This window comes from Legionella nigrisilvae, from assembly GCF_977063395.2.
In genome coordinates this window covers 265,703-281,835 of record NZ_CDRUGZ020000022.1, presented here as the reverse complement: position 1 = coordinate 281,835, position 16,133 = coordinate 265,703, and the positions used below count along the sequence as shown (strand labels likewise).

Sequence of the window (16,133 nt, the reverse complement as noted above, 5' to 3'; positions counted from 1 at the left end):
AGCCGCATTATAATGTAGCGCAGCGAAACTCACGATTTCTGAAATTAAATAAAATTCTGCTCCCGGGGTTTCGATGAGTTTATGCTTTTATTACACATCCGCGGTTTCCATCTCTTTAAGTTTATAAATCAAATCGAGAGCTTCTCTTGCCGTCAATTGATCGGGATCAATTTGCCTCAACTCACGTAAAATAGGTGATTTAGGATTTACCTGGACTATTGCTTGTTCTTGAACTATTGAAGGGGTCTGATTTTGTATTTGATTTAAGTGCGTATGAGCAATTTTTAAAACTTCAGCTGGTATCCCGGCCAGCTCAGCGACTTCAAGCCCATAGCTTCGACTTGCACTTCCTGGCTCCACTCGATATAAAAAGATGATGCGGCCAGTATCTAATGAGGCTTGTAGATGGACATTCCGAATACAGGACCATTGTTGGGGAAGCTTGGTTAATTCAAAGTAGTGAGTGGAAAATAATGTATAGGCTTTGATGGTTGTTGCCAAATAAGTGCAGGCAGCATAAGCCAACGCCATTCCATCGTACGTACTGGTGCCACGACCGATTTCGTCTATTAAAACCAAACTTTCATGGGTGGCTTGTCTTAAAATTTGTGCTGTTTCAGTCATTTCTACCATGAAAGTTGAACGTCCCGAGGCCAAATCATCACTAGCACCAATACGAGTAAAAATTCTATCAATAGGTCCTAAAGTTACTGATTTAGCAGGTACAAAACTGCCTATATGAGCGAGAAGTACAATTAACGCAGTTTGGCGCATGTATGTGGATTTACCGCCCATATTTGGACCGGTGATGAGTAAGATATTTTGCGAGGGTTTCAGGTGGAGGTCATTGGCGATAAATCGTTCTTGTAGCAAATGTTCAATGACTGGATGGCGACCAGCCTCAATGATTATTTGGGGCTCCGTCACGAGATTTGGACAACACCAATGGAGACTTTGTGCACGCTCCGCTAGAGTGGTTATCACATCCAGTTGTGCTAGAGCCTGGGCTATCTGTGTTAATTCCCTTATATTTTTCTGGATTTCTACCAGTAAATTCTCATACAACCATTTTTCGCGTGCTAAGGCTTTTACTTGTGCCGATAATACCTTTTCCTCAAATTGCTTCAATTCTGGAGTGATATAACGTTCTACATTTTTTAAAGTTTGTTTTCTATGGTAATGAGGAGGAGCTTTTTCTGATTGCATTTTGGACAGTTCAATAAAATAGCCTTGTACGTTATTGAAGCCAAATTTAAGAGAGGAAAGTCCCGTTCTTTGTTTTTCTTCCAACTCCAGTTGCATCAGTTTATCGTTGGCACGTGTGCTGAGCATTCTTAGTTCATCAAGCTCTTCATCAAAACCCGGAGCGATAACCCCGCCATCACGAATTAATACGGGTGGGTTTTCGATGATTGCGATTTGAAGCAATTCCTGGAGTACTGGTACTGGTTTAAGATGATTTTTTAAGTGTAACGTGAGCTCGCTTTTGTTGTGTACTAATACAGCATTCAATTGGGGAAGAAGGGCTAAAGTATGACTTAAAGCTACTAAATCACGTGGTCGAGCTGATTTTAGAGCAATGCGTGAAATAATTCGTTCCACATCACAGGTTTGTCTCAATAACTCATGGATGGATGCATCGTTTTGTAAATGCATTATTTCCATGACTGCATCCTGACGGGCGATGATCTGGTCACGATGTTTAAGTGGTCTACCTAACCAGCGTTTGAGTAAACGACTCCCCATGGAGCAGGCGGTTTTATCCAAAAGAGATAACAAGCTGTTTTCATAATTACCACTTATATTATCAAATAATTCTAGGTGTTTTTGGGTTGCAGCATCGAGTTGCAAGTAATCCTTCGTATTTTCGAGGGTTATAGTAGTTAAATGAGGCAGCGCTTGTTTTTGTGTGGTGTGTAAATAAGCCAATAAAGCACCGGCAGCGACCAACGCGGTGGTATATTCATTTTCCCCAAATGCAGTAAGATCATGTACTGAAAATTGTTCGCATAAAAGTTTTTTGGCATTGTCGAAGCAAAACTCCCAACCTGGTCTTTGTTTTATGGGAAAATTTTGGCAATATTCTTCTAGAAAGGAGGATTCTTTTAAGAGGAGTTCAGCCGGTTGTAACCTCGTAAGCTCTGCGCTCAGCTGGTTAACTTCTGCGAATTCCAGTAAATGAAAACGGCCACTACTTAATTCAACCCATGCAAGACCGATTTTTTGCTTTTGGTGGTGAACAGCTAAAAGTAAATTATCCTTTTTAGCTTCCAAAAGCGCTTCATCAGTCACAGTTCCCGGAGTAATAATACGGGTAACTTTTCGTTCTACAGGTCCCTTGCTCGTTGCAGGATCTCCTATTTGTTCACAAATAGCTACTGATTCCCCTTTTTTAATCAATCGAGCCAAATAATTTTCTACAGCATGATAAGGAACACCAGCCATGGGAATGGGTTTGTCAGCAGATTGGCCACGATGGGTTAAGGTAAGATCTAATAATTGTGATGCACGTTTGGCATCATCAAAGAATAATTCATAAAAGTCACCCATACGATAGAGCAGAAGCATATCAGGATATTCTGATTTTATGCGTAAATACTGTTGCATCATCGGGGTATGGGAAGTAGTCATGAATGGTTACACTCAAGTTGAAGTTTCGGGGATTTTAACAAAATCACATAAGGTAGAGTAGACTCAATTTGAAGTGACTGATGAGAAGATGCGTTAATACGAGTTGTAGAGATAAAATGGGTGCAATTTTTACATTTATGCCATCTTAAACATCAATAAATACTCCTGGATCCAAGAACAGAATCTGGATATTATCAAATAGACTAATTTAACGATTCATCATGAACAGGCAAAGGAAATGCTATGTTAAATCCAAAGGATGTAAAGACCGTTGAAGCAGCAAGAAAAATTGTTGAGGAGCGTAATCTAACCCACGTCAAAGTTGGTTTATTTGATATCGATGGGGTAATGCTTGGAAAGTACATGAGCCGTAAAAAGTTCTTCTCGGCTCTGGATAATGGTTTTTCTTTTTGTGATGTGATCTTGGGGTGGGACTCCAAAGATAAACTTTACGATAATGGAAAATATACCGGTTGGCACACGGGTTACCCTGATACTTTAGTGCGTATTCTTCCCGAAACGTGTCGCGATCTCGTTTTTGAAGAAAATCAGTTGTTATTTATGGCTGAATTTGCTGGAGAGGCTGAAACCATATGTCCTCGAGCGTTGCTGCGTCGGGTTGTTAATAAAGCAGATTCAATGGGGTTTGCCGTCTATGCAGCATTAGAATATGAATTCTTTATGTTTGATGAAACACCTGACAGTGTGCGTTCTAAAAGTTTCCGCAATTTAAAACCTATAACACCTGATTTCTTTGGTTATTCTATGATTCGCAATACCGTTCATGCGGATTTATATCATCAGATCCTTAATATGAGTGAGATTATGGATTTCCCTATTGAGGGTTTGCATGCGGAAACAGGGCCTGGGGTGATCGAAGCAGCGATTGCTGTAGATAAGGCCATTGAAGCCGGGGATAAGGCTGCCTTGTTTAAAACGTTTATGAAGATTTTAGCGCAGCGCAACAATATGATGGCAACTTTTATGGCTAAATGGTCGCCGCATTATCCTGGTCAAAGCGGGCATATTCATCTTTCTTTACGTCATAAAGAGGAGGGAGCTAGTGCATTTTATGAACCTTCTATGCCTTATAATATGAGTGAAATTCAACGGCATTTTGTCGCAGGCCAACAGAGACTCATGCCCGAGTTCTTGGCAATGGTTTCACCCACTGTGAACAGTTTCTCTCGCTTGGTTCCAGGATTCTGGGCTCCAACTGATGCAACCTGGGGTGTAGAAAATCGTACCACGGCTATACGAGTTATACCCGGAAGTGACACATCCCAACGAGTTGAATATCGTTTGGGTTCTGCAGATTCGAATCCATATTTAGCTCTGGCTGCCGCTTTGGGCTCTGGTTTGTATGGAATTGAGCAAAAACTAGAACCCTATCCTGAAATTAAAGGCAATTCTTATACACAACAACACGAAGTTGAGCTTGCTTTACCACGAACTCTTTGGGAAGCAGCGACTCGTCTTAGAGAGTCAAAGGTCGCTCGTTCTTTATTTGGCGATTCATTTGTTGAACATTTTGCCGGTTCTCGTGAATGGGAAGAGCGCGAATTTCGTCGTCATATTACAGATTGGGAATTGGATCGTTACTTTGAAATTATTTAACCAGGGTTTGCTCGATTATGAACGACACTTTGAAAACCTATTCGCCTATAGATAATTCTCTATATGTAGAGCGTGCATTTGCCAAAGACAATGAGATTCAATTTGCTTTGGATAGCGCATTAAGTGCAAAAAAACAATGGGCAGCCACTACCTTATCCGAACGTGAGAGTTACTGTATTGCAGCAGTAGAGGCTTTGGTAGCTAAAAAGGATGAGATAGCCAAAGAAATTTGTTGGCAAATGGGGAGACCAATTCGTTATGCTGCTGGGGAAATAAATGGTTTTGAGGAGCGAGCTCGTTATATGATCGCTGCTGCACGCGATGCACTTGGGCCTATCTCATTACCTGAAAAAACGGGCTTTATTCGTTACATCAAACGTGAACCATTAGGGCTGACATTTGTTATTGCTCCTTGGAACTATCCTTACCTCACTGCCGTCAATGCCATCATCCCAGCTATAATGGCTGGAAATGTGGTCTTACTCAAACATTCAGCGCAAACACCACTTGTAGCGGAGCGATTTGATCAAGCTTTTAGAGAAGCAAATCTTCCTCGAGGAGTGTTTCAGTATTTACATCTGACTCATTCAGATACTGAAAAAATTTTGCGTGATTCGTCTATAAACAATGTCGCTTTTACAGGTTCGGTTGCGGGTGGGACAATGATTGAACGAGTAACCGCCGGGCGTTTTTTGAGTATTGGCTTGGAACTTGGAGGGAAAGATCCCGCTTATGTTCGTTGTGATGCGGATATTGATAATGCCGTAGATACACTGATGGATGGGGCCTTCTTTAACTCCGGTCAATCCTGTTGCGGTATTGAACGTATTTACGTTCACAAGAGTATTTACGAACAATTTGTTAATAAGGCAGTAGCCTTGGTTAAACAATATAAACTTGGGCGTCCCGATGATCCGGAAACAACCTTGGGACCCCTTGTTCGTCCTTCTTCTGTCGCTTTTGTGCAGGCACAGATTCACGAAGCATTGGCGCAAGGGGCTATAGCACATATTGATAGTCGAGATTTTTTGATGGATCAACCTGGAACTGCTTATATGGCGCCCCAAATTTTAACGCAAGTAAATCACAACATGCGGATAATGACAGAAGAGACTTTTGGGCCAGTGGTCGGTATCATGGCTGTTGATAATGATGAAGAAGCGATTACATTGATGAATGACAGCCAGTATGGATTAACCGCTGCTGTTTTTACTCAAGATATACCCCAAGGAGTGGCTCTTGGTGAACAACTTCATACAGGAACATTTTTTATCAACCGTTGTGATTATCTAGATCCTGCCTTGGCTTGGACTGGAATTAAAAATTCTGGGCGTGGATGTACGCTTTCTTCTATAGGATATGACGTATTGACTAGACCCAAATCGTATCATTTAAAAACGGTTAATTTAGAAAGGAATCTATCATAATGAGTACCTCACTGACGGCTAATTGGAATTATCCTACTTCGATAAAGGTAGGAGCAGGACGTATTCGTGAACTTGTCGAAGTATGTCATACCTTAGAAATGAATGCGCCTCTCCTAGTCACCGATAGTAATTTCGCAAAATTGCCGGTGGTTGAGTCCATCCTGGCACATTGCCAAGATGCGGGGTTGTTTTGTTCTGTATTCGCCGATGTTAAAGCCAATCCATCGGGAGAACATGTTATGGCCGGTGTAGATGCGTATCAAAAGGGGAACCATGATGGGATTATTGCTTTGGGTGGAGGCTCTGCGCTTGATGCCGGTAAAGCCATTGCCTTGATGGTTGGACAAGATCGTCCACTATGGGATTTTGAAGACATAGGAGATAATTGGCGCCGGGTGAATGCTGCAGGCGTAGCGCCCATAATCGCTGTACCCACTACAGCAGGTACTGGTTCAGAGGTGGGACGTGCTTCGGTAATTACCGATACCCAAGAGCAACGCAAAAAGATTATTTTTCATCCAAAAATGATGCCAGTTATGGTTATTTTAGATCCGGGGTTGACTGTTGCTTTACCACCGAACATTACGGCAGCAACTGGGATGGATGCACTGTCTCACTGTTTGGAAGCTTATTGTGCTCCTAGTTATCACCCGCTTGCCGAAGGAATTGCTCTGGAAGGGATTCGTCTAATAAAAGAACATTTACCCCGAGTAATGCAAAATGGTACTGATATCAATTCGCGGACCCAAATGCTCGTAGCTTCTTCGATGGGGGCAACGGCTTTTCAACGTGGGTTAGGGGCTATGCATGCACTTGCTCATCCTTTGGGAGCAATTTATGACGCACATCACGGACGATTAAATGCCATTCTCATGCCGTATGTGCTACTCGCGAATCGATCTGAAATTGAATATAAGATAAGTAGGTTAGCAACCTATTTAGAGATTGAAAGTGGGTTTGATGGATTTCTTGAGTGGATAATCCAGTTGCGACGTGAGTTAGGTATCGAGCACTGTTTAATTGAAATTGGTATTGATGAACGACAAGTGAAACGTATTGCAAATATGGCCACAGAAGATCCTTCTGCCCAGAGCAATCCCATTCTCTTCGATACAGAACAATATGAACGCATTCTGTTGGGAGCAATCCGCGGCAATTATCCCCATCCTTCACAGACAATAATGAAGCGATTGGCAGAAGCACCTTAAGGACTGCCATGAAAATTGGAATATTGCAATGTGACCAAGTAGACTCAAGGTTAATTGCTGTACATGGAACCTATCTTGAAATGTATATCCAGCTCCTACAAGTAGAAGAACCCAATTTAAAGTTCACTGTTTTTGATGTTCGTTTTGGTGAATTACCTAGCAATATGGATGTCGTGGATGCTTATATTATTACTGGAAGTCGCTATGGCGTTAATGAGGATTTATCTTGGATTAGAGCGCTTGAAGAATTTGTTCGATGCCTTCATGCGGCAAGGAAAAAAATCATAGGGATTTGTTTTGGTCATCAACTTATTGCAAAGGCATTAGGAGGAAAGGTTATAAAAGCTCATCAAGGGTGGGGTATTGGAGTGTCCGTAAATAAAATTACGCAACTCAAGCCATGGATGTCGCCATCTCTCGGAATTTTAAATCTAATCGTTAGCCATCAGGATCAAGTGGTACTCCTTCCGGAGGGAGCAGAGGTTTTGGCAGCGAGTGACTTTTGTCCATTTTACATGGTGCAGATTCGCGACAACCTACTTACTGTACAAGGTCACCCTGAATACAGCAAAAGTTATTCCCGGGCCTTAATTGAACTTCGCAAAAATAATTTAAGCCAAGAAGTAGCTGCGCAGGGATTAAAATCGCTGCAGCAACACTGTGATGACAGGGTATTTGCTAAGTGGGTTGTTAATTTTTTGAATATCTAAATAAGATAATGGCATACTTTTTTACTGAAATATCAATAGGTCATGGTTGAAGTCAAATTTATTTGCTAGAATCTAAAGGGATTTAAAAAAAATATTAAACTTATAGGGAGAAATTAAATGAATCGTATCGCTTTAATCGCTGCAACTGGTTTTTTAGCGTTAACGCTAACTGCATGTGGTGAGTCAAGTAACAAACAACCTACTGCTACCACTACTACTGAAACTACTACAACACAACAACAACCAGCTCCAGCACAACAACCTGCTGGTGGAAATCAAACTCAAAACCAGTAAATCTTTAACCTGGGTGAAGGCTTAGGCCGTAACCCAGGAAAATTACGACCTGTCATGAGTTCTTTTGAGAAACTTATCAAACAAATATCAGCAATTCTTAAAAAAATGAATTGGCAATTAGTTACGGCTGAATCATGTACTGGCGGGCTCATTGCAAGTTATCTCACTGAAGTTCCTGGAAGTTCAGTCTGGTTTGAGCGTGGATTTGTTACGTACAGCAATCTCGCGAAAGAAGAGTTACTTTCAGTGCCTAAGCAATTGATTGAAGAATACGGTGCGGTCAGTGAACCTGTTGCCCTGGCGATGGCGACTGGTGCGTTACAACATAGTGTAGGGCATGTAGCTGTATCGGTTACGGGTATTGCTGGACCTGATGGGGGCAGCTCTGAGAAACCTGTAGGAACGGTGTGTTTTGGTTGGGTAGCTAGGGACATGAAACCCAAAATATTAAGAAAGCAATTCACTGGAAGTCGGAACGATATACGTTTGGCTGCATGCGAAGAGGCGTTATCTGGTATTCTTTCTTATATCAAAAACCGATAAATATTACGACGATAAGGTAATCTAGACAGGAATATCTTAGCCCATAGTAATTCCGATCTATGTAAATTTGATATTTACTCTAGTTAAAACCTCTAGTGCATTTATTTATTTTCCTATGGTTATGGAGGTCAAATCTTCAGCTATTGGGAGTGCTTTTCGTTCAAATTGAACTTGCATACGATCTTTAAAGGGTACATTAGCTTCCTCGGGTGTCTGAAAAAATATATGTTTGGCTGCATTAGAAATATTTATTGCTAGGCGTGCTGCATATAATGAATTCGCTGCTACCTTAGAACTCAGTTCCTCGCTTTTACTTTGCATGATCTCAACCTCAAAAAAATATGTTCTTAAATTTTACCAAATGATTAATGTTTGTTCAATGCCTGTCGATTTTTCAGTAGCGCGCTGGTTTTTGGCCTGAATGCAATAGTTTATTTTTACTTCATTTGAGTTTGAGGCAAAAAACTCCTTAAATAGGGTGAATCAATTGCTGCTTATTCCTATCTGTGTGATAATTTTACCCTTGCATATAACTATCTGGAACTATTATGGAAGAAAATAAACAAAAAGCATTATCCGCAGCCCTCTCGCAAATTGAACGTCAGTTTGGCAAGGGATCAGTGATGCGTATGGGTGACAGTACTGTCTCTCGAGATATAGAGGCCATTTCAACAGGGTCTTTAGGATTAGACATTGCATTGGGAATTGGCGGTTTGCCCAAAGGACGTATCGTTGAAATTTATGGCCCAGAGTCTTCTGGTAAAACCACTTTAACATTACAAGTTATTGCCGAATGTCAAAAAATAGGAGGCACTGCCGCATTTATTGACGCAGAACACGCTTTGGACCCAAGCTATGCGCAAAAACTGGGTGTAAATGTGGATGAGCTATTGGTCTCTCAACCTGATACCGGGGAGCAAGCTTTAGAAATTACCGATATGCTGGTACGTTCCGCTGCAGTTGATGTCATTATCGTGGACTCTGTTGCTGCCTTAACCCCGAAAGCAGAAATTGAAGGAGAAATGGGAGATTCACATGTGGGTTTACAAGCTCGACTGATGTCCCAAGCGTTACGGAAATTGACTGCTAATATTAAACGTTCCAATACGCTGGTCATTTTTATTAACCAGATTCGTATGAAAATTGGCGTAATGTTTGGTAGTCCCGAAACCACCACTGGAGGTAATGCATTAAAATTCTACGCTTCTGTGCGCCTGGATATTCGTCGTATTGGATCAATTAAAAAAGGCGAGGAAATCTTGGGTAGTGAAACACGAGTTAAAGTGGTTAAGAATAAAGTGGCTCCGCCATTTAAGATGACCGAATTTGATATACTGTATAACGAAGGTATTTCTCGTGAAAGTGAAATTATCAACTTAGGTGTCCAACTCAATCTGATTGAAAAATCTGGAGCTTGGTACAGCTATAAAGGTGAGAAAATTGGCCAGGGGAAAGATAATGTTCGCTTATACTTAAAAGAGAATCCTCAAATTGCAGCAACTCTTGAACATCAAATTCGTACGGAGCTTTTAGAGAAAAAACTCCCTATGCTTGCGTCAGCTAGTGCGGAAGAATTTGAGGCCGTTGATGACTAAAGCATTTGATTGTGCTGTGCGTCTGTTGTCCAGGCGCGAGCACAGTGCCTTAGAGCTTTGTGATAAATTAAAGCAAAAAGGATATAGTGCGATAGAAGCAAAAAAAGCATTGGATGAATGCCAACGCTTGGATATACAAAGTGATCGACGCTTTGTAGAACTATGTTGTCGCTTACGAATACGTCAAGGTTATGGACCTTTAAAAATAAGCCAGGAATTGAGTAGTAAAGGGATTGATAAGGAATTAATTAATCAATTCTTACAGCAGGAAGAAGATAATTGGCTGACTTATGCTTTAGATGTATGGCAGAAAAAAACTAAAGGTCAATGTGATTTATCGTTTGATGAACTTCAAAAACATCAGCGTTTTTTGCTTTACCGTGGATTTGGTATGGATACCATTGCTCAAGTGAAAAAAGAATTAAAAAAATAAAAATGAAATCGTAGCCTAGGTGCTTGTAGCCTGGGCGATGTGTAGTGATTGTGCTGCGCATTTGCATAGTACGACCGAAATTAAAATTAACTCAAATTGGTGTTGATTCGAAATGAAAAGTTCTGAAATTAGAGAAGCATTTTTTGATTATTTCACACAACGTGGTCATCAACTCGTGGAATCCAGCTCCTTAATTCCTGCTAATGATCCGACTTTATTGTTTACTAATGCGGGGATGGTGCAATTTAAGGATTTATTTTTGGGACTTGAAACACGCTCGTATCAGCGAGCGGTTACGGCACAGCGCTGTGTTCGTGCAGGTGGTAAACATAATGATTTGGAAAATGTAGGATATACAGCAAGACACCATACATTTTTTGAAATGTTGGGTAATTTTAGTTTCGGTGATTATTTCAAGAGAGAAGCAATAAAATTTGCTTGGGAATTTTTAACTCAAGTGCTGCATTTGCCTGAAGAGCGGTTGTGGGTAACTGTTTATAAAGAAGATCAGGAAGCAGAAGATATTTGGTTAAAAGAAATGAATGTTTCGGCTGCACGTTTCTCTCGTTGTGGTGAAAAGGATAATTTTTGGTCTATGGGGGATACAGGTCCTTGTGGTCCATGCACTGAAATTTTTTATGATCATGGCCCTGAAATTCCAGGAGGTCCTCCAGGCAGCCCGGATGAGGATGGGGATCGATATATTGAAATCTGGAACCTGGTGTTCATGCAATTTAATAGGGATAAAGATGGAAATCTGCATCCATTACCCAAACCCTCTGTGGATACAGGAATGGGACTTGAACGCCTTGCTGCAGTTGTTCAAGGCGTACATAGTAATTATGAAACGGATATATTCCAGTATTTGATTCAAGCAACAGCGAAACTTGGATCTGTTACCGATCTAAATCACACTTCTTTGAAAGTAATTGCTGACCATATTCGTTCTTGTGCATTTTTAATTGCTGATGGAGTAATCCCTGGAAATGAGGGACGAGGCTATGTGCTAAGAAGAATAATAAGAAGGGCTATAAGGCACGGGAATAAGTTAGGTTTACCGACGCCATTCTTTTCACAATTAGTAGATCCTTTAATTACGGTAATGGGTGATGCATACCCGGAATTGATAAAAGCTAAAGCGCATATAGAAAAAATTCTTAGCCAAGAAGAAAATCAGTTTGCCCGCACCCTTGATCAGGGGTTACGTCTGCTGCAAGACCAGATGCATTCTCTTGGAGGGCACGAAATATCAGGGGAAATCGCATTTAAACTATATGATACCTACGGATTTCCAGTGGATTTAACCGCGGATATAGCTCGAGAACAAGGGCTCTATGTAGATATGGATGGTTTCAATCAATTGATGCGACAGCAAAGAGAGCAATCTCAAGCAGCAAGTCAGTTCAGCGTGGATTATAGCAACAATGCCCAATTGGATTATCAATCCAATTTTCATGGGTATGAGCAAAAAGAGACCGAAGCAAAAATTATTGCATTGCTTCGAGATGGAAATGAAGTCGAAGTCTTGAGTAAAGGTGCAAAAGGAGCTGTAGTTTTAGATCATACACCTTTTTATGCAGAAAGTGGTGGGCAAGTAGGGGATAAGGGAATATTAACAAGTACAGGTTTACGGTTTCGTGTGGATGACACACAAAAAAAAGGTTTAGCCATAGTGCATTATGGTGAAGTTGTGGAAGGTTCTGCAACTTTAGATCAATTGGTGAGAGCTGAAATAGATAACGAGCGTAGAGAAGCAATCCGTTTAAATCATACAGCAACTCATTTATTACATGCTGCATTAAAAACAGTAGTCGGACCACAAGTCCAACAAAAGGGATCCTTGGTTGATGCTGAACGCGCCCGTTTTGACTTTTCCCATTTTGAATCATTGACTACAGAACAAATAAAAGAAATTGAAATATTAGTTAACAATCAAATTCGAGCCAATAACGAAGTAGTTACCCGGGTTATGGATATTGAGTCTGCCAAAAAAAGTGGTGCAGTCGCTCTTTTTGGAGAAAAATATACCGATGAGGTGCGTGTATTATCTATGGGTGAGTTTTCTAAAGAACTTTGTGGCGGAACCCATGCACGACGAACAGGTGATATTGGGTTGTTTAAAATTGTTGCTGAATACGGAATTGCAAGTGGGGTACGACGTATCGAAATGGTAACAGGTCGTTATGCATTAGGCTGGGTTAATGAACAACAATCGCTTTTAAGTGAGTTGGCTTCATTATTAAAAACCACCCCGAATAACTTACCGGATAAATTAGAGCAACTTATTGCCGAAAGTAAAAGTTTAGAAAAAGAAATTGCCAAACTGCAAAGTGAAAAAGCACAAAAGTCAGGGGCAGATCTGGCTAATGAAGTAGAACAAATCAATGGAATTAGTTTGCTGGTTAAACAATTGGAGGGTGTTGACAGCCAAACCATGCGAACTACTCTGGATCAATTAAAATCTAGACTTGATTCAGCTGTAATCGTTTTATTTACAGTGGATCAAAACAAAATGAATGTAATTGCCGGTGTAAGCAAGAGCATTTTAGGGAAAGCTCCCACTGCAGCTACATTGGTAAGACATCTCTGTGGAAAAGGTGGCGGTCGAGATGATATGGCTCAAGGAGGAGGAGAGGTTCCGGCTGATTTGGAGAAAAAGATAGAGGAAATTAGGGAGATGGTGCGTCATTCATAAATGGTATTTGTGTAGCCTGGATTTTCTTCTCCCGGCTACTATTTGTAGAATAATCATTGCATAAGGAAATGGCATGAGATTTATAAATGAATTCAAAGAATTTGCGATCAAAGGAAATGTAATTGATCTTTCAGTGGCTGTTGTTATCGGGGCGGCATTTGGCAAAATCATTAGTTCATTAGTTAGCGGCATTCTTATGCCATTAATTGGTTTATTATTAGGTGGGGTGAATGTCGCAAAGAAAACGTTTACTGTAGGAGATGCAATTGTAAAGTGGGGTGAGTTTCTTCAGGCAGTAATTGACTTTACTATCATTTCATTTTCAATTTTTATCGCAATTAAAGCACTTTCCTTATTAAGAAAAAAAGAAGAAAAGAAAGAAAAACTCACTAGAGAAGAAAGATTATTAATTGAAATTCGCGATCTGTTGAAAGAAAAAAATGTAAAAAACGAATGATTTTCTGTAATCTTGTCCTTCATTATCCCTGTCTCCAGTATCAAACTCCTAAGTCTTTGTAAATCTGCTATAATTTAAAACAGAAAATCATAATAAATAAGGACAGTTATGAACGAGCTCTTGAATTTAATTGCTATAATTGTTGTCTTCGGGGTGGTTTTATGGCTGATAGATAGGTTTATACCTATGCCGCCTTCAATTAAAAGCTTACTGAATGTGCTAGTTCTTATTATTTTGGTTATCTATATTTTACAATTTTTTGGGCTCATAAAAACAATATTACCCATGATTAAAATTATGAAGTAAACGAGTGGGATGCGCCAAAGAAATTTAGAAAACAATGCACTTGGCCATAGCGTACTTTGGTAATTAAGGGGTATTACATCTTTCCCATTTTCTTATAAAGAAAGAATGGCAATCGGGTAATAATTGCCATAATAAAGCGCCAAAAAAAAGGATAATAAAATAGTCTTTTTCTAGTTCGCAGTGCGTTCCAACAGGCTTTTGCACAAGAGTTCGGTGGGGCTGCATAAAAAATTCCGGGCATGCCATAGGTTTGTTTGGTGTCAATAAAACCCAAGCGAGCAATGGTGATGTTTAAATTACTTTGAGCTGTTTGTTGCAGCCCTTGCAGATAAACTTCAATACATGCTTTACTTGCTCCATAAAGACTGTTTTTGGCGCGTCCACGACATGCAGCAACAGAACTTAAAAACAATAAATTATATTCTTTTTGCTGACGATTTAAGTAGGTGTGGATCAACAAAGTAGTAGCCAAAATATTTACTTTGATGAGGTGAGAAATTGTTTCGATATTCAAATGATCGTTATCGGTGAAGTCACTGTGTGCGATCAATAAATCGAGTTCGTGCTGATTATTTTTAAAAAACTCGATCAGATCATTAACTTGCTCGACCAAATCCAAAACAAGTACATCACAACTCACGTGATATCGAAGTTTGATATCATTTGCAATGAGTTGGAGCTGATTTGGCTGACGTCCTACAAGAATTAATGGGTGTCCTGATTGGGCAGCAATGTGAGCCAATTTTTCCGCAATGATTGAAGTTGCACCTAGTATAACCCACGTCCTTGGTATCATTTTTTAATTCCTAACCGTAGTGCCATGTCAGAGTTCATAGGGCATGCATGACGTTCAAGAGTTTGAGAGAATTGCTCATGTTGATCATACATCGTTTTAAACTGGTCTTCGGTTAAAAGGAAATCTTTAGCTAGATACACTCGACCATTAAGTTCACTGATTAATTGATTCATTGCATAAATTGCCTGTTTCGAGTGTAGATCATGAATAAAATCCACCGCTAGGGTAAATCCAGGTTTGCAAAAGGAAAGCAAACCTTCTCCTGATTGGGTAAACAACTTGAGTACGGCAAGAGTGGGTGTGGCTTTATGAAGCCGCATCAATTGAACTAATCGATCTAAAATTTCTGAGGCATGCTCTGTATTAAAAACTGCCTGAAATTGAACTAATCCTTTGGGACCATAAAGTCGGTTCCAATGCAGGAGTTTATCTAGTGGATTATTAAATTGCTCAAGAGCTAGTTTTTCTTGCCCTTTTTTATGATTAAAAAAATACTGATTAAATAATTTGATACCCCACGGCTTGATTAAAGAAAATGGAGTTTTTGGTACTGTGTGGATCTTTAATTTCTTATCCTCGAACGGTTCACAATAATCTGCCACAGAAAAAACAGCACGGGGAATAGGATGAAGAAGATCAAGCCAGGCGACTTGATAATCATGATGAATACCCTCTGTTCCCATACATTCCACAAGTGTTTGCAGCGATTCAAATTGTTTATGTGTGGTTTGCACAAAACGAGGAGCCTTTTTTAGACGGAGTGCCGCCCGGGTAATAATTCCTGTAAGACCAAATCCGGCAATGGTGGCATGAAATAAATCACTATTTTCTTTACGGCTGCAATGAACTTTCTTACTTCCGATCAATAAATCGAATTCAATGAGATGATGTCCAAAACTACCCTCGTGATGATTATTTTTACCATGGACATCATGAGCAATTCCACCTGCGACTGTAGCATGGACAGTGCCAGGGAGAACAGGAGGAATAAAATCGGGATGCACTAAAAATAAATCTTTAAGCGGCACGCCCCCCTGGCACACTACAATGCCCGTTTCAGGGTTAAAATCGATAAAATGATTCAGGCGTTCGCTATCAATAATAAAACCATCCGTATTAAAACAACTGTCGTTGTAACATAGTCCTGAACCACGTACGAGAATGTTGTTCTGATGATTGTAAGAAAGGTATTCAACAAGTTGTTCTTCGCTATCTGGACGTAAACAGAACGACTGGCTAAAGTGCGCACGGCTAAAATTGGTGAATATTTTGGTTTTGCTGTGCATTGTATGTGTTGTTTCATTATTTCCAATATTTAAGACTATAATTCATTTAGAGATATATCAAAAGGAATTATGATGATGAAAACTATTTTAATCGTTTTTGGCTTTCTCTTTTCCCTTTCGCTTTATGCAGCCGAT

The 16,133-nt window shown here is 40.1% G+C and carries 15 protein-coding genes; 11 read left to right on the top strand and 4 right to left on the bottom strand.

What is annotated here, in order from left to right:
* Nucleotides 1-90 precede the first annotated feature (90 nt).
* Entirely contained in the window at nucleotides 91-2,631 is a 2,541-nt protein-coding gene (mutS, locus tag ACWTE2_RS14405) for a DNA mismatch repair protein MutS (RefSeq protein WP_454785883.1), read from the bottom strand.
* A 243-nt stretch (nucleotides 2,632-2,874) separates the two neighbouring features.
* Here mutS and ACWTE2_RS14400 point away from each other — a divergent pair, with 243 nt between their 5' ends.
* The 6 genes from ACWTE2_RS14400 to ACWTE2_RS14375 all read left to right on the top strand — a co-directional run bounded on the left by ACWTE2_RS14400 (nucleotide 2,875) and on the right by ACWTE2_RS14375 (nucleotide 8,430).
* Entirely contained in the window at nucleotides 2,875-4,248 is a 1,374-nt protein-coding gene (locus ACWTE2_RS14400; protein WP_454785882.1) for a glutamine synthetase family protein, read from the top strand.
* 17 nt (nucleotides 4,249-4,265) lie between these two features.
* A complete protein-coding gene (locus ACWTE2_RS14395; protein ID WP_454785881.1) occupies nucleotides 4,266-5,675 on the top strand; it encodes an aldehyde dehydrogenase family protein in 1,410 nt (469 codons plus the stop codon).
* Complete coding sequence (locus ACWTE2_RS14390; RefSeq protein WP_454785880.1) at nucleotides 5,675-6,883, top strand: iron-containing alcohol dehydrogenase; 1,209 nt, start codon at nucleotides 5,675-5,677, stop codon at nucleotides 6,881-6,883. Before ACWTE2_RS14395 ends, ACWTE2_RS14390 begins: the two co-directional genes overlap by 1 nt.
* 8 nt (nucleotides 6,884-6,891) lie before the next feature.
* Nucleotides 6,892-7,593, top strand: coding sequence for a glutamine amidotransferase-related protein (locus ACWTE2_RS14385; protein WP_454785879.1), 702 nt, complete (start codon nucleotides 6,892-6,894; stop codon nucleotides 7,591-7,593).
* Between the two features lie 117 nt (nucleotides 7,594-7,710).
* A complete protein-coding gene (locus ACWTE2_RS14380; protein WP_182393256.1) occupies nucleotides 7,711-7,887 on the top strand; it encodes a hypothetical protein in 177 nt (58 codons plus the stop codon).
* A 54-nt stretch (nucleotides 7,888-7,941) separates the two neighbouring features.
* On the top strand, nucleotides 7,942-8,430 hold the full coding sequence (locus ACWTE2_RS14375) for a CinA family protein (RefSeq protein ID WP_454785878.1): 489 nt from the start codon (nucleotides 7,942-7,944) through the stop codon (nucleotides 8,428-8,430).
* A 105-nt stretch (nucleotides 8,431-8,535) separates the two neighbouring features.
* Here the strand turns inward: ACWTE2_RS14375 and ACWTE2_RS14370 are convergent, their stop codons facing one another.
* On the bottom strand, nucleotides 8,536-8,751 hold the full coding sequence (locus ACWTE2_RS14370; protein WP_454785877.1) for a hypothetical protein: 216 nt from the start codon (nucleotides 8,749-8,751) through the stop codon (nucleotides 8,536-8,538).
* 227 nt (nucleotides 8,752-8,978) lie between these two features.
* On the opposite strand from ACWTE2_RS14370, the gene recA reads away from it, so the two are divergent.
* The 5 genes from recA to ACWTE2_RS14345 all read left to right on the top strand — a co-directional run bounded on the left by recA (nucleotide 8,979) and on the right by ACWTE2_RS14345 (nucleotide 13,916).
* Nucleotides 8,979-10,025: a recombinase RecA gene (gene recA / locus ACWTE2_RS14365; protein ID WP_182393259.1), complete on the top strand. Its 1,047-nt coding sequence runs from the start codon at nucleotides 8,979-8,981 to the stop codon at nucleotides 10,023-10,025.
* Complete coding sequence (gene recX / locus ACWTE2_RS14360; RefSeq protein WP_454785876.1) at nucleotides 10,018-10,458, top strand: recombination regulator RecX; 441 nt, start codon at nucleotides 10,018-10,020, stop codon at nucleotides 10,456-10,458. The genes recA and recX overlap by 8 nt, the downstream gene beginning before the upstream one ends.
* A 112-nt stretch (nucleotides 10,459-10,570) precedes the next feature.
* Nucleotides 10,571-13,153, top strand: a complete 2,583-nt coding sequence (alaS, locus tag ACWTE2_RS14355; protein WP_454785875.1) for an alanine--tRNA ligase — start codon at nucleotides 10,571-10,573, stop codon at nucleotides 13,151-13,153.
* Between the two features lie 73 nt (nucleotides 13,154-13,226).
* The gene (gene mscL, locus ACWTE2_RS14350; protein ID WP_454785874.1) at nucleotides 13,227-13,610 is read left to right on the top strand and encodes a large conductance mechanosensitive channel protein MscL; all 384 of its coding nucleotides are present in this window, start codon (nucleotides 13,227-13,229) and stop codon (nucleotides 13,608-13,610) included.
* A 108-nt stretch (nucleotides 13,611-13,718) separates the two neighbouring features.
* Entirely contained in the window at nucleotides 13,719-13,916 is a 198-nt protein-coding gene (locus tag ACWTE2_RS14345; protein WP_454785873.1) for a Thivi_2564 family membrane protein, read from the top strand.
* A gap of 73 nt (nucleotides 13,917-13,989) precedes the next feature.
* On the opposite strand, the gene ACWTE2_RS14340 is transcribed toward ACWTE2_RS14345, so the two are convergent.
* Together ACWTE2_RS14340 and ACWTE2_RS14335 are read right to left on the bottom strand one after the other, a co-directional pair.
* Nucleotides 13,990-14,712, bottom strand: a complete 723-nt coding sequence (locus ACWTE2_RS14340) for an SDR family NAD(P)-dependent oxidoreductase (protein ID WP_454785872.1) — start codon at nucleotides 14,710-14,712, stop codon at nucleotides 13,990-13,992.
* Complete coding sequence (locus tag ACWTE2_RS14335) at nucleotides 14,709-15,998, bottom strand: FAD-binding oxidoreductase (RefSeq protein ID WP_454785871.1); 1,290 nt, start codon at nucleotides 15,996-15,998, stop codon at nucleotides 14,709-14,711. Before ACWTE2_RS14335 ends, ACWTE2_RS14340 begins: the two co-directional genes overlap by 4 nt.
* Nucleotides 15,999-16,133 lie beyond the last annotated feature (135 nt).

What these genes read in the sequence shown, in the direction of transcription:
- ACWTE2_RS14380 (WP_182393256.1), top strand. Translation starts at nt 7,711, where the DNA reads ATGAATCGTATCGCTTTAATCGCTGCAACTGGTTTTTTAGCGTTAACG.
- ACWTE2_RS14345 (WP_454785873.1), top strand. Translation starts at nt 13,719, where the DNA reads ATGAACGAGCTCTTGAATTTAATTGCTATAATTGTTGTCTTCGGGGTG.
- ACWTE2_RS14385 (WP_454785879.1), top strand. Translation starts at nt 6,892, where the DNA reads ATGAAAATTGGAATATTGCAATGTGACCAAGTAGACTCAAGGTTAATT.
- ACWTE2_RS14400 (WP_454785882.1), top strand. Translation starts at nt 2,875, where the DNA reads ATGTTAAATCCAAAGGATGTAAAGACCGTTGAAGCAGCAAGAAAAATT.
- recA (WP_182393259.1), top strand. Translation starts at nt 8,979, where the DNA reads ATGGAAGAAAATAAACAAAAAGCATTATCCGCAGCCCTCTCGCAAATT.
- mscL (WP_454785874.1), top strand. Translation starts at nt 13,227, where the DNA reads ATGAGATTTATAAATGAATTCAAAGAATTTGCGATCAAAGGAAATGTA.
- ACWTE2_RS14390 (WP_454785880.1), top strand. Translation starts at nt 5,675, where the DNA reads ATGAGTACCTCACTGACGGCTAATTGGAATTATCCTACTTCGATAAAG.
- mutS (WP_454785883.1), bottom strand. Translation starts at nt 2,631, where the DNA reads ATGACTACTTCCCATACCCCGATGATGCAACAGTATTTACGCATAAAA.
- ACWTE2_RS14375 (WP_454785878.1), top strand. Translation starts at nt 7,942, where the DNA reads ATGAGTTCTTTTGAGAAACTTATCAAACAAATATCAGCAATTCTTAAA.
- ACWTE2_RS14335 (WP_454785871.1), bottom strand. Translation starts at nt 15,998, where the DNA reads ATGCACAGCAAAACCAAAATATTCACCAATTTTAGCCGTGCGCACTTT.
- ACWTE2_RS14370 (WP_454785877.1), bottom strand. Translation starts at nt 8,751, where the DNA reads ATGCAAAGTAAAAGCGAGGAACTGAGTTCTAAGGTAGCAGCGAATTCA.
- recX (WP_454785876.1), top strand. Translation starts at nt 10,018, where the DNA reads ATGACTAAAGCATTTGATTGTGCTGTGCGTCTGTTGTCCAGGCGCGAG.
- alaS (WP_454785875.1), top strand. Translation starts at nt 10,571, where the DNA reads ATGAAAAGTTCTGAAATTAGAGAAGCATTTTTTGATTATTTCACACAA.
- ACWTE2_RS14340 (WP_454785872.1), bottom strand. Translation starts at nt 14,712, where the DNA reads ATGATACCAAGGACGTGGGTTATACTAGGTGCAACTTCAATCATTGCG.
- ACWTE2_RS14395 (WP_454785881.1), top strand. Translation starts at nt 4,266, where the DNA reads ATGAACGACACTTTGAAAACCTATTCGCCTATAGATAATTCTCTATAT.